This is a genomic window from Sulfurimonas sp. NWX79 (assembly GCF_039667035.1).
GTDB classification, from domain to species: domain Bacteria; phylum Campylobacterota; class Campylobacteria; order Campylobacterales; family Sulfurimonadaceae; genus Sulfurimonas; species Sulfurimonas indica.
Genome location: NZ_JALCZL010000010.1, coordinates 1 through 26,546 on the forward strand (window position 1 = coordinate 1; position 26,546 = coordinate 26,546).

Sequence of the window (26,546 nt, forward strand, 5' to 3'; positions counted from 1 at the left end):
TTTGAACTTTTTCATAAATAATTTTCCTCTTTTTTGGCGAAAAAAGGATAACTTATTTTCAGTTAACCCCTTCTTATCGCTTCTTCAAGAAAATTGCATTTATGATTTGAACTTAGGAAATATTAACAAACTAAACATAATCTTTGATATAATTCTTTTGCTACATAATTGTAGTTATTTTGGGGACGACATGGCTTCGACTGGAGTCAATCGTCTGCGGTTGCATGTCGGACTGAGCAACTCCGTTACACGGCTCATCTTGCAATAAATGCAAACAATACAAATTATCGCCCAGCTTTAGCAGTAGCTTAAGTTTTACCCCCTCTTAAAGAGGACGGGCTGCTTCACCTGTGGATTCTAAATAAGCAGGATTTTCTCAAAGAGAATGAAGAAGTATAACCCTTTATTTAGATATATCATGAGTCTGTCTCAGCTCATGACGAATAAAAGAGACTGGTCTTGTGTAGCTTTGCAGGTTGTGTGAAGCAAGATAAGAATAAACAACCTTTCTAAGCATGTAGACGCCGCAGATAGTTGGCTCTAGGACTCCGGTTCGATCCCGGACGTCTCCACCATCGAACAATATAAAGCAATCTCATAAAGTCCACAAAATACCCTAAAATACGAAACAAAACACACTTCTTTAGTCTAACTTAATCTAATGTATAGTATAGTTATCTAAACTTTTTGGGGGCTGATTAGGGGGCTTAATGACAATCGGCCCCTTTTGCACTTTAAAATAAGCCCCCAATTTCAAAAGGATCTACCGATGGCACGGGTTATTCCACTTACTGCTACACAGATAAAACAGGCAAAAGCACAAAGTAAAGATTACAAGATGAGTGACGGCGGGGGCTTATATCTTTTAGTCACTAAAGCCGGTGGCAAACACTGGAAGCTAAAATATCGTATTGATGGCAAAGAGAAAAAGCTCTCTTTGGGGGCCTATCCTGATATTACTCTTCAAAGAGCAAGAGAGTTGCGTGAGACAAACAGAAAAATAATAGCTGACGGAATAGATCCTGCAGCGAAAAAACAACAAAAAAAGATACAGACCAAGCAAGAGTTCCAACGCACAAAATTTACTTTTAAATTTTTAGCAGAGCAGCTGCACGAAGAACGCTTAAAGAGTGGGGATATAAGTGAAGTACACTATAACAGAATTATCACAGCTTTTAAAAATGATGCCTATCCGGTAATAGGCGATAAGCATATAAGCGAAGTTACAACAAATAATATAAAAACAATCATTACTACTGTTGCAGATCGTGGAGCAGTTGAAAGCGCAAAAAAATTATACTATGCCATTTCAAAGACATTTAAAACACTTATCACAAGAGACAATCCAAATAATCCCGAGACAGATTACCAAATCACGAACCAACCGGCACAGCTCGATTTATCTGATTTGGTAGGGAATACTAAAAAGAAGCATTATCCGACAATCACAGACAAAGCCGGTATTAAAAATCTACTTACAAGTATAAAGGAGTATAGCGGTGAACTCTCTACAAAATATGCCCTTTTACTGCTTGCCTATACATTCGTTCGCCCATCTAATGCAAGGCTGGCACTATGGAGTGAGATTGACATCAAAGCCAGACAGTGGGTGATACCGGCTAAGAAAATGAAAACAAAAGATGAGTTTATAGTGCCGCTAAGTGATACGGTTATGGACCTCATCGAGGAGATAAGACAATACTCTTCCGACAGCCCCTACCTTTTTCCATCTACAAAAAGTAAAACAACACCACTAAGTGACGGGGCTCTTTTGGGGGCCGTTCGTAGAATGGGTTACACAACAGAGGAGTTTACACCTCACGGCTTTAGGGCAATGTTTAGCACCATAGCACACGAGAAGAGCCCTTTTGGCTTTGAGATCATAGAGACACAGCTCGCTCACAGCGTTGGCAACAGTGTAAGCCAGGCATACAACAGGGCAAAGTACCTCAACGAAAGGCATGAGCTTATGCAGTGGTGGAGTAACTATCTTGATGAAATTATTAATTAAATGAAAAGCATATTTGATACAAATAGAGCTTCAATTTACGAGAGTACTTACTCTGATAGATTAAAGAGAGAGAAAAATGTCAGAAAAAGCTGGAAAAAGTTACAAAAGACTCGTAAGGCATCATTGTTATATGACGATATATACTGGAAAGTATATAATGAAGAAGAGGAATATTATTTATTTTGCTATGGGATGGAAATAATAAAAGAAGCTGGCGAATATCTTGGCAATAATGATATTTATATGCTTGAACAACTTGCAGAGATTTTAACACTACCAAAAGAAAAAAATTTAGTCCCTTTTTTTGTTTCTAAGATTAATAAATTTGTATGTTATCCACAAGATAATGACTTAACTATTTATGAAATTTTATCTCAGATAAATACAAATAAAGAAGCTGAGATTATTTATGATGTTGTTCGTAGAAACACATTTTTAAAATCGTATAAAAGAGGGTATTCAGAGGCAAGAAAAAGAAAAACAAGAAAAAGAAAACTCACAAATACATATGAGCATCAATTAAGATTTGAAAGACATTTTCTTGAACGATTACTACAGGGAGAAAATGTCGGAATTAATAGAAGTAAAAAGATCTCTCAAATATTAAAATATATTTAAGCTAATTTTAAAACACCTTTGAAAATCAAACTATAATAAACTTACACCAATAGACCAATAAAATACAAAGGAAAAGATTATGGACTACGGTGTAAAAAAAGAAAACTACAGAGTAGTAGAAGCTGGCAAATATTTAGGTGTAGCAAAATCTACAGTATGGAAGTATATTAAAGACGGTAAGCTCAAAGCGCATAAACTCAGCCCAAGAGTAACAGTAATCCATCGCACAGAGCTTGAAAAATTCGCTCATATCAGACACTAAAGTTTATCTGTCATGGAACTATATCCTCACCAGGTAGAAGTGTCACATAAGATACAAGAGAAAATCAATAGTTTGGCACTTGCAATTTTGCAGGCACCGGAGCGAAGCGGTAAGACTTTGGCCACTATAGATGCTATAGAGAATCTTCCATGTGTAAAAAAGGCTCTATGGATTACAAAAAAAGCTGCTATTGACGGCATCAAAAGTGACCTAAAGCTTTATGACGCACAAAAAGACTACACGCTTATAAACTATGAAAGTATCCACAAGATAGATGAAGCCTTTGACCTCATCATACTTGATGAATTTCACTATGCTATAAGCTCCTATCCAAAGACACCGGCAAAAGCAAAAATAATCCGTGATAGATGGTTTAACACACCAAAGGTGCTTATATCTGCAACACCTGCACCGGAGAGTGCCTCGCAATGGTTTCACCCATTATGGCTATGTGCTGCACATCCATTCAGTAAATACAAAAGCTTTTACAAATGGGCGAAAGCCGGCTATGTGAGTGTCAAACAAAAGCATATCTTCGGGCGCATTATTAATGACTATTCAAACGCTAGAAGTCAAGTACTCGATGAGGTAAAAGAGTATCTTATTCAACTTGAGAGAAAAGAGCTAGGGTTTAAGTATGAGCCTGAAATAGTGCAGCACTATGTACCACTCAACGAAGAGACACAAAGTAACCTCAACAGATTTAAAATATCGCGAGTTATAGACAACTACTTTGCAGACACTCCTCTCAAACTCATCAACGGTTTGTATCAGATTGAATGCGGAGCGGTAAAAGTAGGCGATGAGTATTTTGATATGGGGAACAGAGAGTACATAAACTACATTAAGCAGCACTGGGGAGATACAAAAGACCTTGCCATAATGACAAGATGGGTGGGGCAAAGACAGATATTTGAGCGGGAGTTTAAAAACGCTCTTATTCTAAGCTCTCATGCTCACGCAGAGGGTATTGAACTCTCACATATAGAGCATTTAGTCATAGCTTCAATGGACTACAGCACTGCAAGGTTTCAGCAGCGCAACGCACGCCAGGCCTCAGCAAAACGGCAAACACCTATAAAAGTACATATTCTTATGGCAAGAGGATGGGTGTCTGAAGCTGTATTTAATGCAGTAGCGCAAAAGCACCAGGACTTTAAGGCGCGTATGTTCTTAAAAGATATTGAGTATTAAGGCTTTTTCCGTGGGAAATATCAAAGAGATTTATGCCGATTTGTCCTCTCATTACTTACTAATGTTAGATAAAAATGAGATAGATCACTATGAATTTACAGTTATATCTGTACTGCTAAAACAGACCGTTTTATACAACAAAAAAAGCGACGGAATCAGCATTTCTCAGTGGAGCAAAAAAACAGGCATATCAAAACGAAAAATTTCACATATTTTAGAGGCACTTTTGAGCAAAAAAATTATCAAGAAAAAACGCCAAAAAGCACCTAAAAAAGGTTATATATACAGCCGTTTTTATCTTACCCTTGTGTATGAGATGCTAAAGGTGCACCCTTATGCACCACATGCACACCCTTATACACAGGATGCACATACATATAGAGAGAGAAATAATAACAATAAAGATGCAGAAATTTTTAAAATAGATAAGAATCTAGTAGATGAATATTTACAGTTCTTAATAAGCAAAGGTACTATTTATAACAAAGATGGATACAAAGCAAGAATAAGAAGAGAAATACATAGAGGAGATGAAATGACAATAGCAAATATAAGAGAGTGGGCAGAGGAAAATAAAGGTATAAAAATATGAACGAACAACAGATACAAAAGAAAATCATTGATTATTTAAAGAGTATTGGCGCTTATACAGTCAAAACAATAGTTACTAATAGCTCAGGTACCCCTGACCTCTTAATGAGCTTTAAAGGGCATTTTATAGCCATAGAAGTAAAAGCAGCAAAAGGCAGAGTATCAGAACTGCAAAAGTGGCATTTGGAGCAGGTAAGAAAAAGTGGCGGTATAGCCTTTGTGGCAAAGTCGGTTGATGAGGTAAAGCTAGGACTATTCAAAGCAGGGTTAATTGAAGAGCATTAAAAAGTGCTCTTCGATCAGTTCTGCAGAACAGAGTAATTTAACATAAGGATTATATCATGACAAACAAAGAATATCATGAGACCAAAGGGATAAGTTCAAGTGACTTTAGGCTTTTGGAGCGTTCACCTGTACATTTGCATTTTAAAGAGCTTTTCAAACTGTCTGGCAGTTCTTTAGAATTTGGAAGCGCTTTGCATAAGCTCGTTTTAGAGACAGATACATTTCATGAAGAGTTTGCAATAGCGCCTGATCTGCCAAAAAATACAAAAGCAGGCAAAGAGTCTCACGCAAAGTTTTTAGAAGGATTAGGAGAGCGCACGGCAATTACAAAAAGCGACTATGCGACAATAGAGAAAATGGCCCTTAATATAAAGGCAATCGCCGGAGGCTTACTCAAAGGCGGCGTAGCAGAGAGTTCCCATTTTGCAGCAGATGAAAACGGCATAGTCAGAAAATGCAGACCTGACTACTTCATAGAGGACAAAGGGCTTGTAATTGATGTAAAAACGACCAAAGACAACAGTGAATACGGTTTTAAAAAAGCAATCTATGACTACAGATACCACCGTCAAGCTGCATGGTATATTGACACACTGCAGCTCAATGGGAAAAAGGCAAGTCGCTTTATCTTCATTACCGTTGAAAAAACAGCACCCTATATTGTCAGCATCTATGAACTAGACCAGAAGGCAATACAACGAGGAAGAGATGAGTACCAACGCTTATTAAACGACTATGTAACCTACCTCAACACAAACAAAGCAAATGTAGTCAAAAGTATTGGACTACCTGACTGGACCACAGCTACACAAGACGAACTAGAAACATACTAAGGAGATATGATGGAAACATTACCGACACAACAAAACAACACACAGAGTCAATTAACACCGTTTGCAGATGTTCAGAGCTTCGAGAGCGCACAAAGAATGGCTAAGGCACTAGCTACATCAGATTTGGTTCCAAAACAGTTTAGCGGCAATCTGGGAAACACATTGCTTGCATTAGAGATGAGTAACAGATTAAACATGCCGGTCTTTAGTGTCATGCAAAATTTATATGTGATACACGGAAAGCCAAGCTTTAGCGCTTCGTTTATGATAGCACTTGTAAATGCCTCAAAGAGATTTGATACTCCGCTGCTCTTTGAATACAACGAGGAGAGAACATCATGCTATGCCTATGCGATGCAAGGAGAGAATAAAATCAAAGGCTCTACCGTAACAATGCAGATGGCACAGCAAGAGGGATGGCTTAGCAAAAACGGCTCCAAATGGAAAACTATGCCGGAGTTAATGCTTATGTATAGAGCGGGTACATTCTTCGCCAGAGCATATGTCCCCGACCTTCTTATGGGTATGAAATCGCAGGAGGAAGTTTTAGACATTGAGGCAGAGGTAGTTGATGATAGCAGCAGCTCTGATCTTGATGATATGATTTTGCCACCGGTAGAGGATTAATGCTATAGATGACCGGGGGGGGTATTAATAGCTGCTATATATAGCTCTGCTATATCGTCAGCCCCCCCAAAACTTACACAAAAACTACTTTTTAAGGGGCACCCTTTATGGACTTGAAACAGTTAAAAATTGATGTTGAGAGTGGTGCTTTTAGCAATGTTAAACTAGCAAAAATACACGGCTGTAGCGAATCACACATCAGAAACTTAACATCTCGGCACGGATGGAACAATCCAAGAAAACGAAATAAGCACAACTCGCATGATGAGGTAACACCTGGTATGCATGGTGACCTCATCGATATGGTGGCCGTTAGAAAGTTTGAAGAGATAAAAAGAGAGCGTGAAGGCTACTTAACAAAAGCAGATGAAACACTACTGATAACATTAGCAAATCAATTTGCCAGATACATACGTCTTGAAAAGGAGGTATTAAAAGAGGGAGAAGTAATCATAAGTCAAAAAGGGGCTCCCTATCTAAATCCAAAATTCAATGCTCTACAGTCAGCTGCCAAAATGCTTGCAACACTAGGAAAAGAATTTGGGCTCTCTATAGCAAGCCGTAAGCGTGCAAATATTGAAAACAAAGAAGTTGATGATAAGGAGAGCATGTTTAACATCATGGAAGCAATACAAGATATTGACGTGGATGTGTAGAGTAGCAGCCGAGGGGGTGATTAATCCCCTCTTTTTGATTAGTGCAAATATGGCGCAAAGACCATTAACACTAAAAAGACCACTACAATTTTCAAGAACACGTTATGCCTCCCGTGGCAAGCTCCCACCCACACCACAAACCAACCGTAAAAAAACGGCAAAAAAAAAGGGCTAAAGCCGAAGCCCTAGCCCTATTGCTCACCACAACCTAAGATAATCAGTCCTAAGTATTAAGGAGAACATAACGTGTTTCAAGTCGTATTATATCACTATCCGTTAAATTGTTCAAGTGTTTCATCACACAGACCAGATTCTTTTATCATCGTTTTAAGCTCTTTGCATGATTTATTCTCTATGTAGAGATTTAGCCAGGACTCTACCCAGTCACTAACAGGGCGACCATCCTTACCCCACTTACTACAAGTATCATACTTTACACCTGCTAACTCAGAAAATGCTTTTAAGGAGAGCTTATTCTCTTTGAGTACTCGTTTGAATGTTTCATATTCCATTTTACAGAGACCTTTTTTTGCGTAATTATAGCATATTTGCACTAAATGCAACTATTCGATATACATTTTTGCACTAAATACTAATAAATACTTGACTTTATTATGATTTAATACTATAATAGTGAATATAAAATATGATTTAATCATAAAAAAGGAAAACAAAATGCAAACTCAAACTTATCCAACCTGGAACGAAATTAAAGATGAGGTTAGCAAAGAAGACCTTTTAGAGATTATGGATGCAGCTTTAGATATAGGACTCGAAGAGGCAATTACAGAGTATATAGAAGCAACTTATTACACATATGAGGAGATAGCATAATGCAAGTATCAAGATATAAAACAGCGGAGCTTATCAAAGCGACAAACGGAAAAATCTTTGCGTGCGAGTTTATCAAAAAGGATGGCAGCGTAAGAAAAATGATAGTGCGCTTAGGCGTTGCCAAAAATCTAAAAGGAGGTAAGAACGGGGCAAGTGCGAAAAACAGCTTGATGACTGTCTGGGATATGATGGCCGGAGGTTATCGCATGATAAATCTTGAGACGATCCAACGCTTAAAAGTGAATGGATCAACTTACGAGGTTATCTAACCTCAACGCTCTAAAGGAGACAAAAATATGAAAATAAAAGTGTATTTACCAGGTGGTTATAAGATTGTAAATGTTTCAGTTGCAGATGATGTTAAAAAAATTGCAGATAAATTTGAAAGATGGGAGTATGTATTATGAAGAAAAAACTAAAAAAAGCAAATAAGCAAATAAGCAAATTCAGGTTCTCGAAGTAGAGATTATTGAAGTTGAGAAGAAGCTTGAAAGATTGTTAGATGAGTTTGAAGAACGGGTTAATGAACAAGTCAGCATTATATTAAAACATAACGCACAAAATACAATGAATATGTTTAAAGAATCGTTTAGTGTAAGCGTACTAGGATTAAAAAGGAGGATAGAAAAATGAGTTATCAACAACAAACAATAAAAGCAATAGATAATGCAGATATGGCAAAGGTATATATTAGAGGTGCTATGGTACTAATAGACTTGTTAAAAGACTCAAGTACCTGGAACGAGGACTATATAAGAGATGCTTTTTACTCTGTTGAAAGTGTTTTAGAGTTGGCTACGAGAGAGTTAGATGAAATAATCAATATAAGGAATAAGATATAATCCTTGCAGTATTATATTAATGCCAGTTCTTTTTGCAGCAGGCAACTAGAATTTTTGGGGGCTGATTAGGGGGCTCAATTTAAAACAACACTGATTTAATCCCATAAAATAATGGTGGTTATGTTCAGGACGTCTCCACCAAATATTTTAACTTCCTCTTAAACTTTCATAATACTAACTAATAATAATCATAAATAAATTATCTCCTGTGTTATAATCAACTTATGAAATTTACAGATAAAGAATTACTCATTTTTGATTTTGACGGTACTTTGATAGACAGTGTACCGGACTTGGCTGATGCACTCAATAAAATGCTTACACAGATAAACAAAGAACCTTTTGAGGAAGATACTATACGTTATTGGGTAGGAAATGGTGCACAAACTTTAGTAAAAAGAGCTCTCTTAGGGAAAAATGACATATCCGATTTTCAAGAAGATACAGAATTTACTCAAGCCCTCTCTCTTTTTCTCTCTTTGTATAAAGAGATGCTTTGTAATAAAACAGTTATGTATGATGGCGTGGCACAAACACTGCAAAAATTAAAAGCAGATGGATACAGACTCACAATTGTGACCAATAAACCCTATGATTTTATCGAACCAATTTTAGAAAGACTTGGTCTTTCAGGGCTCTTTGAACTATTACTTGGTGGAGATTCACTGCCAGAGAAAAAACCATCACCACTTCCTCTTTTACATATTTGTGAAAAGTTAGCAGTTGCCAAGGAGCGAACTCTTATGATAGGTGATTCAAAAAATGATATTTTAGCTGCAAAAAATGCGGGAGTTGAAAGTATTGCCGTGAGCTATGGATATAATTACGGTGAAGATATCCGCACTTATCACCCCTCCGCTGTTATTGATACATTTGCAGATTTGACAACACTTTTAGAGAAATAACAATGTCAAAAGAGAACAAAGCAAAAATTGCCATTATTGGAGGAGGAATTGCCGGTGCTTCCGTTGCACTTTACCTTAGCGAGTTTCCTCTTGAGATTACACTTTTTGAAAAAAACAGTTCACTTGTAAGCGGCCCTCCAATGTGTCATCTTCACGCGGGAGGTAATCTCTATAGAGAGATAGATGATGCACAGTGCATAAAATTGCTCAAACAATCCATAGAGCTTTTGAGATTTTATCCTCACGCAATCGATTTTCGTCCTACTGTTATTGCCATACCCACAACAGATACAGGAGAACCATGTGAGCTTTTTTCAAGGCTTGAGAAACTCCAAAAGGAGTATGCATCTCTTATACAAAAAGATGAAAGTAATAAAGTCCTTGGAGAGAGTGAAGAGTACTATAAGCTCTTTGGTAAAGAAGAAGTTGAAAAACTAAGAGAAGAAACAGTTAAAAAGCATCCTGAAACGTTGGATGACTGGCTTATTCCCATTGCCAAAAACCTTGATTTAACAAAGATAAAATTTCCTCTGATATTGGTACAGGAGTATGGGCTTAATGTTTTTCGTATTGCGGCAAACAGCTCATTAGCACTACAGAAAAAAGAGAATGTTACGCTTAAAACAAACACTTTTGTAAAAGAAATCATCAAAAAGAAAGACTCATTTATTATCGAAAATGAACGCTTTGATTATCTTATCAATGCTGCAGGATTTCAGAGTGGTGTTATTGATGATATGCTTGGTATCAAAAGAGAACGTCTGGTTGAATTTAAAGCGGCTTATGTTACAAAATGGGAGACAAATGAAACAGTCTGGCCGGAAATCATCTTCTATGGGAAAAGAGGTACTCCAAACGGCATGGCACAGTTTACCCCTTATCCAAACGGTTATTTTCAGCTCCATGGAATGACAAAAGAAATCACACTCTTTGAAGATGGTTTGGCAAAAAGCTCAAAACTCAGTGCACAACCAAAACTCGAATCTAAGTTTATAGAAAAGATTGATAAAGGCTGGAAATTTTCTGTGACAAAAGAGCGAACAACACGGGCAATTGAGCATATCTCAAAATTTATGCCGGCTTTTAAAGCATCAAAAGTCGCTTCCAAACCTCTTTATGGAGCACAGCAAATTCCGGGTGATGATGCTACACTTCGAGCTTCAGAAGTTTCCTTTGAAGGAGAACGATATGCACGTTGTGAAATTGTCAAGGCATCTTCCATTCTTACTATGGCTGATGCCATCACAAAAAAACTGATTGATTTAAATATTTTAGATAAAGAGATGTATGGTAAAAGAGATTTTTCCACTGCAAAAAAAATAGAGAGTGAAACGATCACGAATTATGCTGAGAAGTTATGCTTGGAGAGAGAATACCCAAAATCTTTGGCATCTGTAAATTATGGTGTTCGAGAGAGGATTTGAACCTCCGACCACTTCGATGTCAACGAAGTGCTCTACCCCTGAGCTACCCGAACATTGTTTAATGAGTGAAATTCTAGCACAAATTCCTTAAAGTAATTTTCTTTTTTAAAGATTTTTTCAATGACTATTTTCTTTTGAAAAATATTGCAATATTCTCAAAATTTTACTTTTAATTTAGGTATAGACGTAGTATAATTTCACTCATAAGAAGATGCTTGAAAGTATCCATATAAATATTACCCCGAAGGTAAAACATGAATGTAACAGAATTAGAAGATATTGGAATTAAAAATGTCGGTAAGGTTTTTCATAATCTTAGTTATGACGAGTTGATTCAACATGAACTAGACAATGGTGAAGTAAAACTTACTAAAAAAGGTGCAACAGCAGTTGACACGGGAATCTTTACAGGAAGAAGTCCAAAAGACAAATATTTTGTTTACCGCGATCCTTCAAACAAATATATCGCATGGGGTGATGTTAACCAAAAAGTAAGTGAAGAAGTATTCAATGAGCTTTTAGATGTAGCTCGTAATCAACTCTCTGGAAAGGATCTCTATGTAACAGATGTATTTTGTGGTTCATCTCCTGCATCAAAAAGATCGATCCGCTTTATTTCAGAAATTGCATGGCAATCACACTTTGTAAAAAATATGTTTATCCGTCCAACAGAAGCAGAACTTGAAGTGTTTAAATCAGACTTTACAGTACTTAATGCTTGTAAAGCAGTAGATAAAAAGTGGAAAGAACATGGTCTTCACTCTGAAGTCTTTGTAATGTTTGACATTGAAAACAACATGGCTATCATCGGTGGTACTTGGTACGGCGGAGAGATGAAAAAAGGTATCTTCTCTATGATGAACTACTGGCTACCATTAGAAGGTAAACTTGCTATGCACTGTTCTGCGAACGTTGGTAAAGAGGGTGATACAGCTCTTTTCTTTGGTCTTAGCGGAACAGGAAAAACAACACTCTCTACTGACCCGAACCGTGCACTTATCGGTGATGATGAGCATGGTTGGGATAACCATGGGGTATTTAACTTCGAGGGTGGATGTTATGCAAAAGTCATCAACCTAGATGGAAAAAGTGAGCCTGAAATCTATGGAGCGATTAAAAAAGGTGCCCTACTAGAAAATGTTGTTATGGATGATGACGGTGAAGTAGATTACGAGGATGGTTCTAAAACTGAAAATACTCGTGTATCTTATCCAATCGGGCATATTGAGAATCATAAAGAAGACCTTATGGCAGGTCATCCACAAAACATTATCTTCTTAACGGCAGATGCTTTCGGTGTACTGCCACCGGTATCTAAACTTACACGTGAGCAGGCAATGTACTACTTCTTAAGTGGATATACTGCAAAAGTAGCAGGAACAGAGCGCGGAATCACAGAACCTGTTGCAACGTTCTCAGCATGTTTTGGAGAGGCTTTCTTACCACTGCATCCAACAGTTTATGCAAAACTTTTAGGTGAAAAGATTGACAAGCATGATGTAAGTGTCTACCTTGTAAACACAGGATGGACCGGTGGAAGATATGGTGTTGGTAAGCGTATGAGTATAAAAGATACACGTGCTTGTATCAATGCAATCCTTGATGGAACTATCAAAGAGAGTGAGTTTGGCACTACAAAAACATTTGGTCTTCATGTACCAAAAACACTCGGAGATATCGATCCAGACATCCTTAACCCACGTAATGCATGGGAAGACAAAGAAGAGTTTGATGCAACACGTGACAAACTTGCAAAGATGTTTATAGAAAACTTCAAAAAATACCAAGATGCAGAGAGTGAATTTGACTTCTCAGCAGCAGGACCAAAACTAGAGAAATAATTTTCTCTGGTTTACCCTTACTTTTTCACCTTTTTCTTCGTAGCTTTTTCCAAATAAAACCAAACACTCCCACCGATTACAAGTAAAATCACAGGTGCAAGCCATTTGTTTTCACTGATATAAATAGCAAAAGACTTCAGAGCCGCTCCAAAATAGTAACTAGAAAGCCCAAAAGCAAGCGCCCAAATAGCTGCTGCAAAAACATTTAAAATCGCAAACTTTTTAAAGTCATACTTTGTAAGTGCAATGGCAATCGGTACTACAGTTTTCAAACCATAGATAAACTTCTGAATAAAAATCACCCAGTCACCATGTTTTTTCATCAACATATGCGAAAGTGCCAACTTTCTTCTGTGTTTACGCAGCCCTTTCATCATCATAGATTTCTGATAACGTGTCAGCCAAAAAAGCATGATATCTCCCAGAGCGTTACCGGCAAATGCGATAGCTATTGAAGTTGTTAAATCCATCTTTCCCATAAAACTAAGCACTCCGGCAGCCACAAGCCCGATAAATCCACCACCAAGTGAGTAGATAAAAAGACCTATATATCCGTAGGTTACCAAGTTGCTAAATGTATCTTCCATTCCTGTTATATCCTTATTTTTCAATCTGCTCTTTTACAGTTTTTTTATTTTTTTTATTTCATCACGAAGTCGTGCTGCCTCTTCAAAATTAAGCTCCTTGGCTGCTGCTTTCATCTTTAATGACAACTCTTTTACAAGTGCCTTTTTCTCTGATGCCGGCATTTTATCCATTTTTTTATGTTTTTCATAGAGTCCGCCTGCATCTTCAATCTTCAGATTTTCATCAAGTGTACGTTTCGTTGTCTTAGGCATAATACCATGCTCTTTATTAAATGCTTCTTGTAATTCTCGACGCTTTTTCGTTATCTCAATAGCACGCTCCATTGAGCCCGTCATCTTGTTTGCATACAAAATCACCCGACCATTCTCATTTCTTGCAGCTCGTCCAATAGTCTGAATCAGTGCTGTTTCACTCCGCAAAAAGCCCTCTTTATCCGCATCTAAAATCCCAACTAAACTCACTTCCGGAATATCCAAACCCTCACGCAGAAGGTTAATTCCAATAAGCACATCAAACTCTCCCTGACGTAAAGCTCGTATGATTTGATTTCTCTCTATGGTATCGATATCTGAGTGCATATACTGCACTTTGATGCCTAAATCTGCCAAGTATTTTGTCAAAGCCTCTGCCATCTTTTTGGTCAGCACCGTTAAAAGTACCCGCTCATCTTTTGCAACTATCTTTTTGATCTCATCATGGATGTCTTCAACCTGATTATCTACAGGTTTTACTTCAATGATAGGATCAAGCAGTCCGGTCGGACGAATAATCTGCTCTGCTTTTACAGCGCTTCTCTCTAACTCATACTCATTTGGTGTAGCAGAGACAAAAAGATAATGTGGTGCTTTTTCGATGTACTCTTCAAGTTTTAAAGGACGGTTATCAAGTGCTGAAGGCAGACGAAAGCCATAATCAACAAGTACCTCTTTTCTAGCTCTGTCTCCTGCATACATCCCGCGAAACTGTGGCAATGATACGTGCGACTCATCAACAATTATCAGATAATCTTTATGTCGCACTTCAAAATAATCCAGTAGTGTAAAAGGAGCCTCTCCCGGCTTTTTGTTGGTTAACAGTCTGGAATAGTTCTCAATCCCTTTACACATTCCCGTAGTTTGGAGCATCTCTAAGTCAAACTCAACACGTTGCTTGAGACGCTGATATTCTACAAGTTTTCCCTCTTTTTGAAAATATGCAAGCCGCTCATCAAGTTCATCTTCTATACGTTTGATTGCTACTGCCATCTTCTCTTTTGAGACGGTAAACTGACTTGTTGAGTAGATAGTGAACTTTTTATGATCTTCAAGTCGTTTATTATCTATCACATCAAAGGTATAAATCGCTTCTATCTCATCCCCAAAAAACTCTATACGAATCGCCTCTTGTTCAAAATATGGCGGATAGATATCAATGCTCTCACCATTGACACGGATGTGCCCACTGTCAAAATAACTATCATTTCGTGAGTAACCCATCTCTACAAGTCGAAGCAGTAGTTTTTTCTGTCCTATCTCATCACCGACTGCTACAGACTGTACCATACTTTGATACTCCTGGGGATCTCCCAAACCATAGTTTGCAGAAACTGAAGCAATGACAATAACATCATCGTAGCTAAGCAGGTTCGCCGTAGCTGAGAGTCTCAGACGCTCCAGTTCATCATTGATAGCTGAATCTTTTTCAATGAAAAGATCCTGACGTGGAATGTAAGCTTCAGGCTGATAGTAGTCATAGTAGGAGACAAAATACTCCACATGATTGTTTGGAAAGAACTGACGAAACTCAGAGTAAAGCTGTGCTGCGAGTGTTTTATTATGCGTCATAATAATGGTTGGCAGTTTCGTTTTTTCAATGACACGCGCCATCGTATGTGTTTTACCAGAGCCTGTTACACCTTCAAGTGTCTGGTAACGATTCCCATCAAGGATACTTTGACTTAGTTTTTCTATGGCTTGTGGCTGATCACCTGCTGGCTCGTAGGGTGAAACCACTTCAAAATTTATATCTTTTTTCATTGATAAAATTATAGCTTTTTATAGTCAATAACAAAGCAGGTAACAAAACTATGTTATGATATAAAAAACAAAAAGGTATAGGTATGCACATTTTTCATTGGCTTGTTCTTTGTGCTCTCTTTTCTACAACACTCTTTTCATCCATTTCTTTACAGCTCAACGATAAAGAAAAGACTTGGTTAGAACAACACAAGATGATAAAACATACCGGTGACCCGGATTGGTTGCCTTTTGAAGCTTTTACACAAAAGGGCGAATATATTGGTATTATTTCTGATGGTCTCAATGTAATAGAGGCCAATACCGGTCTCAAGTTCAAAGTACTTCCATCTACATCATGGAACGAGTCACTTGAAATGCTCAAAAGTGGAAAAGTTGATATGCTAACGGAGACAACAGACTCTTACCTCCGCAAAAACTATCTCTTTACAAAAGCGTTCTTATCAAACTCCATTGTCATTATCATGCGTACACGAAGCTCTTACATCGACAATATCGAACAGTTGAGAGATAAAAAAATAGTCATGATAAAAGATTATGGTTATGTCCACAAGATTGAAGAGAAATATAAAAACATCCACTTTTATAAAGTCAGAAATATTCAAGAAGGACTTGAAGCCATAGCCACTGGAAAATATGATGTTATGCTTGTAACTATGGCTCTTGGTTCCTACGCTATTCATGCAATGCAACTCTCCAATGTACAGATAGTCGGAAAAACCGAATTTACTACACAGGTTGGATTTGCAATCAATCCAAAAGACAAACCTCTCGTGGGAATTTTAAATAAAGCATTTGACTCTCTTGATGAGCCGACAAAGCAAGCGATTCTCAGTAATTGGATTACACATAAATATGTAGAGAAAATTGACTATAAAATGATTTGGCAGGTAGCCATTATATCTTTTTTAATAGTTACCGCTGTTTTACTTTGGACACTGAGACTTAAACGAGAAATACGACGAAGAATAAAACTTGAAAAAGAGAATCAAGAGATGCTCGTACAACAAGCAAAACATGCAGTTCTTGGAGAGATGATGGATGCAGTTGCTCACCAGTGGAAACAACCGCTCAATGCCATTACGATGCTCAATGAACTTCTTATTTTAGAAGAAAAAGACGGCTTCGTGTCCGATAAATATCTCAAGCAGTATAAAAAGGATATGGATATTCAGATAAACCATCTCTTGACAACACTCAGTGAATTTCGCTCTTTTTTCAGGCCGGACAAAGAGCCAGAAAAGGTAAAGCTGCGTGATCTTATAGCATCAGTAGAACTTCTTGTAAAAGATGAACTTATGAAAGACTCCATCATACTTTCTGTTCACTGCGATCCAGAGATCTCAATAAAAGTAATAAAAAATGAGTTTAAACACATCTTACTCAATCTTATTAGCAACTCAAAAGATGCTTTTATAGAAAACGATATAAAAGAGAGAAAAATTTCTATTACTGTAACACAAAATGAAGATGAAACAATTATTGAATTTCGTGACAATGCAGGAGGTATTCCCAAGAAGATTCTACCACATATTTTTGAAGCAAATGTAACATCAAAACCAGAAGGAAAAGGAAGTGGGATAGGTCTTTATATGAGTAAGCAGATTGCAGAGAAAATGTCTGCAAAATTACATGTGCAAAACATTGCAAAAGGTGCAATGTTTACACTCATTATGAAAAATAATTAATTAATCCATCTGCCATTTAAGGATGATACTTGCATATGCAGTTGTTAATGAACTGAAATCATATGTATATGCACCCTGTGTTACTTTTTTATCAAGACTCATATATCTAGCACCTACTTCCAGATCTATCAGCTCTGTCGCATGGATATTAAAGCCAGCATCTGCTCCAAGATATCCTGTACTTGTATCTACCGAAGGCTGTGTACCATTTGTAGCAACTTTCATATATGCTTTTCCTGCATTTGCACCCAAGAAAAAGTTAGCACGCTTTGTAAAATTAAACTTGTATTGGAACTCTCCACCAATTGTATTTAATTTGTTGAAGTCTTTTGCATCATAATATCTTGCACTCAAAAAAATTCTAAAATTTTCAGATTCAGCACCAAGTTTAAGCCCTACATTACCAAATCCATTTTTTTGAATCTTTACGCTTCCAGCACCTGCAGTTTCAACATTAATATTGCTATATCCACCTTCTATACCAAAAAGTGAATTATATTCATCCGCCATTGATAGTGCTGGTATACTTAGTAAAGTTAAAGCTAAAGCTGCTTTAGTCAATCTATTTTTCATGTAGATTTCCTTTTTTTAATTTTATTTATTATACCTATTTTATTGCTTTTGCACAAACATAGGCACTACAAAACGCCCATTGGAAGTTATAACCACCAAGCTCTCCCGTTATATCGACAACTTCACCTATAAAATAAAGCCCTTTGACTTTTTTTGCTTCTAATGTTTCAATGTCCAGTTCATCTGTAACAACACCTCCACGACTCACCTCAGCTTTAGAAAAACCAAAGTTTCCCGCAGGTGCAAAAGTATAGTTATGAAGTTGCGTGAGCTTTACAAGTTCTTCACTTTGAACTTTACTGCACTCTTTATCCTTAAACTCTATGGCTTCTAAGAGTGCTTTAGACAATCTCTTTGGCAAAGGAATGACAGATGATACAAGTTTCTTTCCACCCTTTTTTATTAAAGAGATTATATCTTTATCTACTAAGAAATTTATACTGATATCCCCTTTTTTCCAATAAAGTGAAGTAGACAAAACCGCCGGTCCACTTATACCTTTATGTGCAAAGAGCATCTCCTCACGTAGAACTCTATCTGCTACTTTTATCTCCACAAAACAGGAGAGTCCACTGAGTGCTTTCATCCAAAACTGCTCTTTTTGCAGTGTCAGACCTACTAAAGCCGGTTCAAATCTTTGAACATTGATATCGAAATCTTTTGCAATTTTAAGGCCGATATCACTCGCACCTATATTTTTAAAACTCTCTCCTCCAGTTGCGACTACTACTTTTTTCGCTCTTTTAACACCCCTGTCTGTAAGAACTTCAAAACTATCTCCGCTCTTTTTTACCTCTAAAATCTTTTCATTTAAAATTATCTCTGCATACTTTGCATGACGCAGCAGAAGATTAATGATCTCATCAGAGCTTTTTTTACAAAAGTAGTATCTTCCTTTTCGAAGCTCTAGCTCAATACGTCCTCTCTCTAAAAAGTCAAGCAGATCATCTCGAGAGAACTTTTTTAAAAGTCTCTCTAAAAACTGCTGCTGGGCATCAAAATTATTGACACTAACATGCGTATTTGTGATATTACACTTGCCACCACCCGATATTTTTACTTTTCTTGCCACTTTTGTATTGACATCAATTATGCCGACAGAGAGTCGTTTTGGCAGATTTCCAGCACACATAAGCCCACTGGCACCTGCACCTAAAATAAGTACATCATAGTTTTTCATAAAGAGATTATACGATATAATTGCACAAATAATTAAAAAAGAAGAAAAATGGCTAACAAACTCCATATCGTCTCACTTGGATGTACGAAAAATCTTGTTGATACCGAAGTGATGATGGGAAAACTCCAAAACTTTGAACTGACAGACAATAATGAAGATGCAGATGTTATCATTGTCAATACCTGTGGTTTTATCGATGCAGCAAAAGAGGAATCTCTAAATACTGTGCTATCTCTGCATGAAACTCGTAAAGAAGATTCTCTTCTTGTAATGGCGGGATGCCTATCTGAGCGTTATCAAGATGAATTGATGGAGCAGATTCCTGAAGTAGATATCTTTACAGGGGTTGGAGATTACGACAAAATCGATGAACTTTTGGTCGAGAAAAAGAGCCGTTTTTCAGAAGAGGTCTATCTTATTGACGGTGCAGAGCGTGTAGTGACGGGGTCAACATATCATGCCTATATTAAACTCTCAGAGGGGTGCAATCAGACATGTTCTTTTTGTGCTATTCCTTCTTTTAAAGGCAAACTGCACTCTCGTGACCTGGATTCCATTGCACGTGAGGTTGAAGAGCTTGTGAAAAAAGGGTATTGGGACTTTTCATTTGTAAGCCAAGATTCAAGCTCTTACCTGCGTGACCAGAATGTAACAGACGGTCTCTCTTTGCTCATCCAGAGAATTGAGCTGATTGAAGGAGTAAAAAGTGCACGAATTCTTTACCTCTACCCTTCAACAACAACTATAAAACTTTTACAAAACATTGCAAAAAGCAAAGTTTTTCAAAACTACTTCGATATGCCGATTCAACACATCAATGACGATATGCTACGCATTATGAAGCGTGGTTTTGGCAAAGAAAAGACGCTTGAGCTGCTCAACTTCATGCGCTCTCTTCCAAACTCTTTTGTACGTACAAGCTTTATCGTTGGACATCCCCATGAGAGTGATGTGATGTTTGAAGAGATGTGTGACTTTGCGAGCTCTTTTGGTTTTGACAGAATCAATGTCTTTTCTTATTCTGATGAAGAGACAACTTCTGCCTATGCTATGGAAGAGAAGATTGATGATGAGACAAAGGCAAAACGTGCTCAAATCTTAGGTGATATCGCAGCTGAGTCTGCACAGAAATCACTTCAAGCAGAAGTTGGAAAAACACGTGAGATTGTCATTGATGGTGAGAGTGATGAACATGAGTTCTTACTCTCGGCACGTGAACTTCGCTGGGCTCCGGAGATCGATGGGGAGATCTATGTCAATGACCGTACAGATGATGCAAGTGAGCTTGAGTTTGGAAAAGCGTACGAAGCAAAAATCACAGAACTTGTCGGTAATATCTTAACAGCAACCGTAGATAATGCTAAAAAAGACGACTAAAGCACTCTTAGAAACTTCGAAAAACCTTCTAGCCTTCTCGGCTGGAGTTGACTCTACAGCTCTATTTTTTATCCTGCAAGAAAACAAGATTCCTTTTGATATCGCCATTGTTGATTATGGTCTGCGTGAGCAAAGTAAAGAAGAAATTGCTTATGCCCAAGAGTTAGCTAAAAAATACAATATAGAGTGTCATGTTCAAACTGCTGCTAAAATTGATAGTAATTTTGAAGCAAAGGCACGTGAGATACGCTACTCGTTTTTTGAAGAGCTTATTAACTCACATAACTATGACAATCTTCTGACTGCCCACCATTTAGGAGACAGGTTTGAGTGGTTTTTGATGCAGTTTTGTAAAGGTGCCGGCTGTGTAGAGCTTAGTGGTATGCGGGAGATTGAGCTGCGTGAGCATTACAGACTGATCCGTCCACTCCTGCACCTTGAAAAGCAGGAGCTGCTTGTGTATCTAAAAGAGAACAATCTACACTATTTTGAAGATGAAAGTAACAGAGATGAAAAATATAGTCGAAACTACTTTCGAAAAGCTCACGCACAACCACTTTTAGAGAAATATCTCTCAGGCATTAAAAAAAGTTTCTCCTATCTTGATGAAGACAGAGGGCAACTTATACAAGAGACTGAAATAAAAAAAATCAATCAGCTCGCCTGCTTCAGGCATCAGGATAAACGTTGTGATATTTATCATATTGACAAATATCTCAAATCCATCGGCCATATCATAACAAACGAAGAGAGAAAACTCTTAAAAGAGGAAGAGAGTGTTATCGTGGGACGAAAATATATTGTCACACAAGTAGCAGAGTATATCTGTATCGCACCCTACCAAGAAGCAAAAAATCTGACAAAAGCATTTAAAGAGAGCATGCGTCTCTTAAAGATAGAACCAAAGCTCAGAGGCTATTTGGCAGAAGATACAGAAGCAGAAGAGTTCTTGTCTTTATTATTGGCATAGACCTTCATTGTAAAAGATGATTTTATCATCTCCCCGTCACGCACAAATTTAATAGGAAAATTGACACCGATTATCCAGTCGCCTTTGTTCAGTGCATCTAAAAAGTCATAGAAGTTTGTCGGTGAAGAGATATGTGAAGTAGTATTGACTTCATAAACACTAAAACCCTCTTCATCTTTTGCTCTTTGGATCTTAGAGATCGTCAGCGATGAAAAGTGTGACTTATGTTGCTTCTCAAAACGTTCTGGTGAAAAAGGTCTGTCAAATGCTGTAATGATATTTCTGTTTTTGCTCTGCAACTCTTTAAGTGTTTCCAAAGTCTCATTATGAAAAACTTGATACTGATTGTACTCTTTGAGCTCTTTTTTCAGTGCTGTTCGTTTGAGGCGATACTCCTGACCTTCCGGTATCAAAAGTCCAAAAGAAAAAATCAAGACAAACAGAAAAAGAAAGAAAGACAGAAGCAGTATATAGATCTGATGACGCGATATATTAATCTTCACTGTTTAACTCCTCGCTTTCATCTTCATTGATATAGTTTGTTGAGACAAAATGCAACCAACCACTATCTGTCGGATAAAAACTTGTATATGTCTTCTGAAAAATCGAGCGCAGTGGTGCTTGCAACATAAAGTTATATACATCTTTATTCGGCGTTACACCATACAAAATCAGACCGTTTTGTAAAAGCTCTGCACGTGAGAGTGTTATACGCTCAGGTACGAGATCAAAAAGATTGGCAATCGAGTCTTTGAGCACCATATTTTGTGTAAAGACTTTTTCTGAGAGTGCTTTTTGCTTTTTAATATAGGCAATTTTACTATCCATATCTTCTATGTTTTTTTCCAAATCTATGCGGTTTTGTACCAAAGTCTCTCTCTCATTGACAAAAGAGTAATCTTTAAAGAGTAAAAATGCATATGTTGATAGTAGCATAATGATGGTAATTGAAAAAAATGTAACAATAAGCTGTACATCCGTAGTAAAAGGGGCCTTTTTACGTGGTTTTATGTAGCTGTATTTCATAAACCAAGCTCCTCTTTTACAAGTTCACATATTTCCGTATCTATCTCTGTATGTCTGATGTAGACATTTAAAAACATCTCTTCTTCAAGATACTTTTTCAAGTCACTGCTCACGCCAACCGCATCTGCGATATACATATTTTCTAAAAAAGTGCTCTCATACTTTTCATCTTTATAAAAATGAGCGACAGATGTCTGAATAAGTGAAAAACGCTGATAGTCCTCATTAAAACTTCCGTCATCAGCCTCTTGTAAAACATCATCACTTTCTAAGAACTCCTCTTCAACGTCCTTAGATTCATCAAACTCTTCAATCTCTTCAATCGCATCTAAATCCTCTATATCACTTAAATCTTCCAGAGCCTCCCCAGTATCATCAACATCAATATTTTCCAAGTCAATGCCACTATCCATCTCAAGGTCCAGAACTTCTTCATCTTCAATATCATTTGTCAAAAGAATATCATCCACTTCACTAGTTGTCTGCATATCCATATGCTCAGCATACAGCAGTTTTGAATTCTCAAAAACAGCTATGGAGATAAAGCTGTCCTGTACAAGTGCATAGAGTGCTAAATTTCCACTTATCTTATCTTTGAAAAAATTGGCAAGTACAACAAATGGAGAGAAGATAAAATCTACTCCTGTCTCTTTATAGGTTTTTTCTATCTCATAGAGTTCTGATTTTGATGTATAGTAGGTCCACTTTCCATTATAACACTTATATTCACAATTACTCAGATCATAATAGTATGGCAGTCGATTTTTTGAGCACGTCGGTAAGGCACCTTGTAAGCTGGAGTAGTCTAAAAGAGCGATGTAATAGTAAGGTGACTCTCTGACGTAGCTCTCTATAAACTCTAAAAGTTTTTCATCCAGTTGTGTAGTCTCAAACTCTGCATGAATATTATCAGCACTACCCTTTTTGGAATACAACTCTATATAGACAACAGTTGATGCACGCTTGACAATAATATTGACAAAAACTTTCAGATATAAAGCTTCAAAAATTTTAGCAAGCACTACTTTTCATCCTTACAGAGGGGATGTGCTTTGTCATAATTTTGTTGTTTCAATGCACTACCTAATTTCGTATATATTTGTGTTGTAGCCATAGAAGAGTGACCTAACAACTCACTAACATCGACAATCGGCGCACCACTGTTTAGCAGTGATGAAGCATAGGAGTGACGAAGTTGATGTGGTGTTACGCTCAAGGCTACACGACCAAAGACTTTAGTTATCATATATCTTAGACTATTTTCGCTTAATCTTTCGCCATTTTTTTCAAAAAGATATTTTTTTACCATAAAAACTGACAAATATTCATCAATTAATTTCTTTACACTCTCAAGAAGTGGAATATCTCTCTCTTTATTACCTTTTCCAATAATACGAATCCACTCACCATTGATATCTTCTACTTTCAGAGTTGCTAGTTCAGAGATACGCAGTCCTAAAGTATAGAGCATCAAAACAACAAGTTTTTCCTGCAGTTCTGCCTTCTCTAATGCCTCCATAATATGCTCGTGTGACACCGGTTTTGGCAGAGTTTTTGCTACTTTTATACTCTCATCGGCACGCAACAGTACCTCCGTACCGTTATCATTAAGATACTTGACAAAACTTCTTATAGCACTGAGTTTTTTTGAAATTGTTTTTGCATTCAGTGAAGCGATGTGAATGCGATACGGCATCAGATTAAAAAGCAGATGTTTTTTTTCATCAATGATTTCGATGTGCTTAAATGCTTCTTCTAAAGTTTCTGAGTAGCTTTTAACAGTGAGCTTGGAATACCCTCGCTGTTTTTGTAAATAATCTAAAAAAGCCGCTCTTTTCTTATCTATTGACTTTTTCAAGGAGTTGCTCAAAGTTTTTGTAGTAAGTCGCTGCTTCTTTTACCAAAGCCTCATCTGTAATCACACTAGGAGCAAGTTTCACATACGAGTCCACCATTATCTCACTCATAAGTTTTATCTTTGCTCTGTCAGCATCTGATATACTCTGCTTGGATGCTATGGTATTTATCTCACGCAGATACTCTTTTGCCTGGTCCACATACTTTTTATACTTCATAGATGTCTTAGACTGTGCCATAATCGTTGATGCCATACGATTGTAAACATCTATACTAAAGGCTTCATTTGCAAGTTCGTATGCTTTTTGATACTTTCCAGTTTCATAGTAGTATTTTGCTTCTAAGGATTTTTCATACGAAGGATTAATCAAAAAATAGACAACCATTACTATTATAAGACCAAGAGCGACAAAAGGAAAGAATATTTTAGCATTCATGTTTGAGTAACCCCTCTTTGAGCAATTTCCGTGCAGATTCAAGTTCCATGCCACTGATGTCTATCTCAGGACTTGCATAATAGTTAAGTATACCAAAAGGTTTGGGAATTGTAAACTTATCCCATGAATTTAGCTGCCAAAACTTTGTCGGCTTTATCTCGACAAGAACAATTTTGGCTTTTGTTTTCTGTGCCATCACAATGATACCGTCAGCTACTTCATGGCGAGGTCCTTTAGGACCATCAGGAGTAATGCCTATATCATACCCCTCTTTAATGGTCTTGATAGCCTGAATAAGTACACGTGCCGGATTTTTATCAGATGAGCCTGCAAGTGTTCCAAGCCCAAAGTATTTGATAGTGCGGGAGATAAGCTCTCCGTCAAAATGTGGAGAGATAAGTACCTTTGCGTGCGGTTTCTTACGATAGTACTTGTAAAGGTAAGGAAGCATTAAAAGCTCTCCATGCCAACAGGCAAAAATAACAGGCTCGTCCGTTATGGACTCTGGTGCATGAAAGTTTTTTTTGTTTGTAAGATATAAAAAACGAATGACCAAAGAGCCGATGAAAGGGACAAGAAGTAGAGCCAAAGAGCGGCTGAACTTTTTAAGCAAGAATCTCACCTGTATAAATCGTTCGTCCAATCTTTGTGATTTTCACATCTCTAAACTCACCAAGCAACTCTTCTGAACCTTTTACTTTGACAACAAGGTTGTTATCTGTTCTTCCTGAGACATATCCATCTGCATTAAGCTCTTCAAAATAGACTTCATAGGTTTTACCCATCTGTTTTTGGCTCTTTTCATCAAGCAGCTCTGTATAGAGTGTCTGCAGGTACGAAAGTCTCTCAGATGCCACTTCCGGATCTACAACATCACTAAAATGCTGTGCTTCTGTTTCAGGACGCGCGGAGTATTTAAAGGAGAATATCTGATCGAACTTCACCTGTTTCATCACATCAATCGTCTCGGCAAAATCTTCTTGGCTCTCTCCGGGAAATGCAACGATGATATCGGTAGATATACTTACCTCAGGGCAGTGAGAACGCAGCTTCTCTACACGGTTTAAAAACCACTCTTTAGAGTAGCCGCGTTTCATATCTTTAAGTACTTTTGTACTTCCACTCTGCAGTGGCATATGCATCGACTTACATATCTTCGGATTGCTCGAAAACTCTTCGATGAACTCGTCATCCATATGAAAAGGGTGTGGAGAAGTAAAGCGGATACGGCGAAGCCCTTCTATCTTTGAAAGACGGCGAAGGAGCTCTGTAAAATTTACCTTTTCATGCTCACTTGAAGAGAATCTACGACCATAATTGTTGACATTTTGCCCGAGTAAAAATATCTCTTTTGCACCATTGTCAACTGCACGCTGCGCTTCTCGCACGATTAATTCATCCGGGATGGAGATCTCTTCACCACGCGTCTTTGGAACGATACAGAAGGTACACTGTTTGTCGCAGCCTATGGAGATATTGATGTAGGCTTTATAGGGTGATGTTCTAAAATCATCAAAAGCAAATTCACTCTCATCATAGTTGATGTCAACTTCAACAGCTCTCTCTTTATGCAGTACTTCTGTAATCTTTGAAACATTACGGGCACCCAATACAAAACTGACATAAGGAGCACGTTTAATGATCTCATCACCAAGGTGTGAAGCAGTACAACCGCATACACCTATCTTTGCACCCTCTTTCTTCTTTTTATTAAACACACCGAGTTCCGAAAAAAGCTTTGCAACAGGTTTTTCACGGACTGAACAAGTGTTAATCAAAATCAGATCGGCACTCTTCATATCATCTGTTGTTTCATAGCCCTCTTTCTCTTTGAGCGCTGCTATCATATGCTCACTGTCACGTGAGTTCATCGCACAGCCGAGTGTCTCAATAAAAAGTTTTTTACTCATAG

The 26,546-nt window shown here is 37.5% G+C and carries 30 protein-coding genes, 1 tRNA gene and 1 other RNA gene; 19 read left to right on the forward strand and 13 right to left on the reverse strand.

Annotated features, from left to right (window positions below; genetic code table 11):
* The first annotated feature begins 181 nt into the window (after nt 1-181).
* From ssrA to MNY27_RS05755, 10 genes are all read left to right on the forward strand, one after another.
* Nucleotides 182-575: a transfer-messenger RNA gene (gene ssrA / locus MNY27_RS05710) on the forward strand.
* Between the two features lie 194 nt (nt 576-769).
* Nucleotides 770-2,011, forward strand: coding sequence for an integrase arm-type DNA-binding domain-containing protein (locus MNY27_RS05715; RefSeq protein ID WP_346391974.1), 1,242 nt, complete (start codon nt 770-772; stop codon nt 2,009-2,011).
* Entirely contained in the window at nt 2,012-2,629 is a 618-nt protein-coding gene (locus MNY27_RS05720) for a hypothetical protein (RefSeq protein ID WP_346391975.1), read from the forward strand.
* A gap of 79 nt (nt 2,630-2,708) precedes the next feature.
* Nucleotides 2,709-2,891 (forward strand): helix-turn-helix domain-containing protein, encoded by a 183-nt coding sequence (locus MNY27_RS05725; RefSeq protein WP_346391976.1) that lies wholly within the window; start codon nt 2,709-2,711, stop codon nt 2,889-2,891.
* A 12-nt stretch (nt 2,892-2,903) separates the two neighbouring features.
* The gene (locus MNY27_RS05730; protein ID WP_346391977.1) at nt 2,904-4,085 is read left to right on the forward strand and encodes a hypothetical protein; all 1,182 of its coding nucleotides are present in this window, start codon (nt 2,904-2,906) and stop codon (nt 4,083-4,085) included.
* Between the two features lie 10 nt (nt 4,086-4,095).
* The gene (locus tag MNY27_RS05735) at nt 4,096-4,677 is read left to right on the forward strand and encodes a replication protein (RefSeq protein WP_346391978.1); all 582 of its coding nucleotides are present in this window, start codon (nt 4,096-4,098) and stop codon (nt 4,675-4,677) included.
* Nucleotides 4,674-4,961 (forward strand): VRR-NUC domain-containing protein, encoded by a 288-nt coding sequence (locus MNY27_RS05740; protein ID WP_346391979.1) that lies wholly within the window; start codon nt 4,674-4,676, stop codon nt 4,959-4,961. Before MNY27_RS05735 ends, MNY27_RS05740 begins: the two co-directional genes overlap by 4 nt.
* 56 nt (nt 4,962-5,017) lie before the next feature.
* Entirely contained in the window at nt 5,018-5,794 is a 777-nt protein-coding gene (locus MNY27_RS05745) for a PD-(D/E)XK nuclease-like domain-containing protein (protein WP_346391980.1), read from the forward strand.
* Between the two features lie 6 nt (nt 5,795-5,800).
* Nucleotides 5,801-6,421 (forward strand): hypothetical protein, encoded by a 621-nt coding sequence (locus tag MNY27_RS05750; RefSeq protein WP_346391981.1) that lies wholly within the window; start codon nt 5,801-5,803, stop codon nt 6,419-6,421.
* Nucleotides 6,422-6,528: 107 nt separating this feature from the next.
* Complete coding sequence (locus MNY27_RS05755; protein ID WP_346391982.1) at nt 6,529-7,077, forward strand: phage terminase small subunit P27 family; 549 nt, start codon at nt 6,529-6,531, stop codon at nt 7,075-7,077.
* 269 nt (nt 7,078-7,346) lie between these two features.
* Here the strand turns inward: MNY27_RS05755 and MNY27_RS05760 are convergent, their stop codons facing one another.
* Entirely contained in the window at nt 7,347-7,589 is a 243-nt protein-coding gene (locus tag MNY27_RS05760) for an XRE family transcriptional regulator (protein ID WP_346391983.1), read from the reverse strand.
* Between the two features lie 163 nt (nt 7,590-7,752).
* On the opposite strand from MNY27_RS05760, the gene MNY27_RS05765 reads away from it, so the two are divergent.
* From MNY27_RS05765 to MNY27_RS05785, 5 genes are all read left to right on the forward strand, one after another.
* Nucleotides 7,753-7,911, forward strand: coding sequence for a hypothetical protein (locus tag MNY27_RS05765; RefSeq protein ID WP_346391984.1), 159 nt, complete (start codon nt 7,753-7,755; stop codon nt 7,909-7,911).
* On the forward strand, nt 7,911-8,180 hold the full coding sequence (locus tag MNY27_RS05770) for an SH3 beta-barrel fold-containing protein (protein ID WP_346391985.1): 270 nt from the start codon (nt 7,911-7,913) through the stop codon (nt 8,178-8,180). The genes MNY27_RS05765 and MNY27_RS05770 overlap by 1 nt, the downstream gene beginning before the upstream one ends.
* A 360-nt stretch (nt 8,181-8,540) precedes the next feature.
* Nucleotides 8,541-8,753 carry a hypothetical protein gene (locus tag MNY27_RS05775; protein WP_346391986.1) on the forward strand — a complete coding sequence of 71 codons (213 nt, stop codon included), beginning with the start codon at nt 8,541-8,543 and terminating at the stop codon, nt 8,751-8,753.
* 224 nt (nt 8,754-8,977) lie between these two features.
* Nucleotides 8,978-9,658, forward strand: coding sequence for a phosphoglycolate phosphatase (locus tag MNY27_RS05780; RefSeq protein WP_152184169.1), 681 nt, complete (start codon nt 8,978-8,980; stop codon nt 9,656-9,658).
* Between the two features lie 2 nt (nt 9,659-9,660).
* The gene (locus MNY27_RS05785) at nt 9,661-11,082 is read left to right on the forward strand and encodes an FAD-dependent oxidoreductase (RefSeq protein WP_152184170.1); all 1,422 of its coding nucleotides are present in this window, start codon (nt 9,661-9,663) and stop codon (nt 11,080-11,082) included.
* Here the strand turns inward: MNY27_RS05785 and MNY27_RS05790 are convergent.
* Nucleotides 11,061-11,135 (reverse strand) — tRNA-Val (locus MNY27_RS05790). The two genes, MNY27_RS05785 and MNY27_RS05790, sit on opposite strands and share 22 nt — an antisense overlap.
* A gap of 201 nt (nt 11,136-11,336) precedes the next feature.
* Between MNY27_RS05790 and pckA the strand changes: the two genes are divergently transcribed.
* Nucleotides 11,337-12,923, forward strand: coding sequence for a phosphoenolpyruvate carboxykinase (ATP) (gene pckA, locus MNY27_RS05795; RefSeq protein ID WP_152184171.1), 1,587 nt, complete (start codon nt 11,337-11,339; stop codon nt 12,921-12,923).
* A 17-nt stretch (nt 12,924-12,940) separates the two neighbouring features.
* Here the strand turns inward: pckA and MNY27_RS05800 are convergent, their stop codons facing one another.
* Both MNY27_RS05800 and uvrB read right to left on the reverse strand, forming a co-directional pair.
* Nucleotides 12,941-13,510 carry a DedA family protein gene (locus MNY27_RS05800; protein WP_152184234.1) on the reverse strand — a complete coding sequence of 190 codons (570 nt, stop codon included), beginning with the start codon at nt 13,508-13,510 and terminating at the stop codon, nt 12,941-12,943.
* Between the two features lie 33 nt (nt 13,511-13,543).
* A complete protein-coding gene (gene uvrB / locus MNY27_RS05805) occupies nt 13,544-15,526 on the reverse strand; it encodes an excinuclease ABC subunit UvrB (protein ID WP_152184172.1) in 1,983 nt (660 codons plus the stop codon).
* An 83-nt stretch (nt 15,527-15,609) separates the two neighbouring features.
* Between uvrB and MNY27_RS05810 the strand changes: the two genes are divergently transcribed.
* Nucleotides 15,610-17,214, forward strand: coding sequence for a transporter substrate-binding domain-containing protein (locus MNY27_RS05810; RefSeq protein ID WP_152184173.1), 1,605 nt, complete (start codon nt 15,610-15,612; stop codon nt 17,212-17,214).
* On the opposite strand, the gene MNY27_RS05815 is transcribed toward MNY27_RS05810, so the two are convergent.
* Together MNY27_RS05815 and MNY27_RS05820 are read right to left on the reverse strand one after the other, a co-directional pair.
* Entirely contained in the window at nt 17,215-17,787 is a 573-nt protein-coding gene (locus MNY27_RS05815) for an outer membrane beta-barrel protein (protein WP_152184174.1), read from the reverse strand.
* A gap of 34 nt (nt 17,788-17,821) precedes the next feature.
* The gene (locus MNY27_RS05820) at nt 17,822-18,967 is read right to left on the reverse strand and encodes an aminoacetone oxidase family FAD-binding enzyme (RefSeq protein WP_152184175.1); all 1,146 of its coding nucleotides are present in this window, start codon (nt 18,965-18,967) and stop codon (nt 17,822-17,824) included.
* A gap of 48 nt (nt 18,968-19,015) precedes the next feature.
* Here MNY27_RS05820 and rimO point away from each other — a divergent pair, with 48 nt between their 5' ends.
* Both rimO and tilS read left to right on the forward strand, forming a co-directional pair.
* Nucleotides 19,016-20,344: a 30S ribosomal protein S12 methylthiotransferase RimO gene (rimO, locus tag MNY27_RS05825; protein WP_152184176.1), complete on the forward strand. Its 1,329-nt coding sequence runs from the start codon at nt 19,016-19,018 to the stop codon at nt 20,342-20,344.
* On the forward strand, nt 20,325-21,314 hold the full coding sequence (tilS, locus tag MNY27_RS05830; protein ID WP_152184177.1) for a tRNA lysidine(34) synthetase TilS: 990 nt from the start codon (nt 20,325-20,327) through the stop codon (nt 21,312-21,314). Before rimO ends, tilS begins: the two co-directional genes overlap by 20 nt.
* On the opposite strand, the gene MNY27_RS05835 is transcribed toward tilS, so the two are convergent.
* From MNY27_RS05835 to miaB, 7 genes are read right to left on the reverse strand one after another with little or no spacing between them, the layout of a single operon-like run.
* Nucleotides 21,260-21,817 carry a hypothetical protein gene (locus MNY27_RS05835; protein ID WP_152184178.1) on the reverse strand — a complete coding sequence of 186 codons (558 nt, stop codon included), beginning with the start codon at nt 21,815-21,817 and terminating at the stop codon, nt 21,260-21,262. The two genes, tilS and MNY27_RS05835, sit on opposite strands and share 55 nt — an antisense overlap.
* A complete protein-coding gene (locus MNY27_RS05840) occupies nt 21,807-22,340 on the reverse strand; it encodes a hypothetical protein (protein ID WP_346391987.1) in 534 nt (177 codons plus the stop codon). Before MNY27_RS05840 ends, MNY27_RS05835 begins: the two co-directional genes overlap by 11 nt.
* Entirely contained in the window at nt 22,337-23,362 is a 1,026-nt protein-coding gene (locus tag MNY27_RS05845; protein WP_346391988.1) for a hypothetical protein, read from the reverse strand. The genes MNY27_RS05840 and MNY27_RS05845 overlap by 4 nt, the downstream gene beginning before the upstream one ends.
* Entirely contained in the window at nt 23,362-24,198 is an 837-nt protein-coding gene (locus tag MNY27_RS05850) for a tyrosine-type recombinase/integrase (protein WP_346391989.1), read from the reverse strand. Before MNY27_RS05850 ends, MNY27_RS05845 begins: the two co-directional genes overlap by 1 nt.
* Nucleotides 24,179-24,634, reverse strand: coding sequence for a hypothetical protein (locus MNY27_RS05855; protein ID WP_346391990.1), 456 nt, complete (start codon nt 24,632-24,634; stop codon nt 24,179-24,181). The genes MNY27_RS05850 and MNY27_RS05855 overlap by 20 nt, the downstream gene beginning before the upstream one ends.
* A complete protein-coding gene (locus MNY27_RS05860; RefSeq protein ID WP_152184183.1) occupies nt 24,624-25,247 on the reverse strand; it encodes a lysophospholipid acyltransferase family protein in 624 nt (207 codons plus the stop codon). Before MNY27_RS05860 ends, MNY27_RS05855 begins: the two co-directional genes overlap by 11 nt.
* On the reverse strand, nt 25,240-26,544 hold the full coding sequence (miaB, locus tag MNY27_RS05865) for a tRNA (N6-isopentenyl adenosine(37)-C2)-methylthiotransferase MiaB (RefSeq protein WP_152184184.1): 1,305 nt from the start codon (nt 26,542-26,544) through the stop codon (nt 25,240-25,242). Before miaB ends, MNY27_RS05860 begins: the two co-directional genes overlap by 8 nt.
* Between the last annotated feature and the right edge of the window lie 2 nt (nt 26,545-26,546).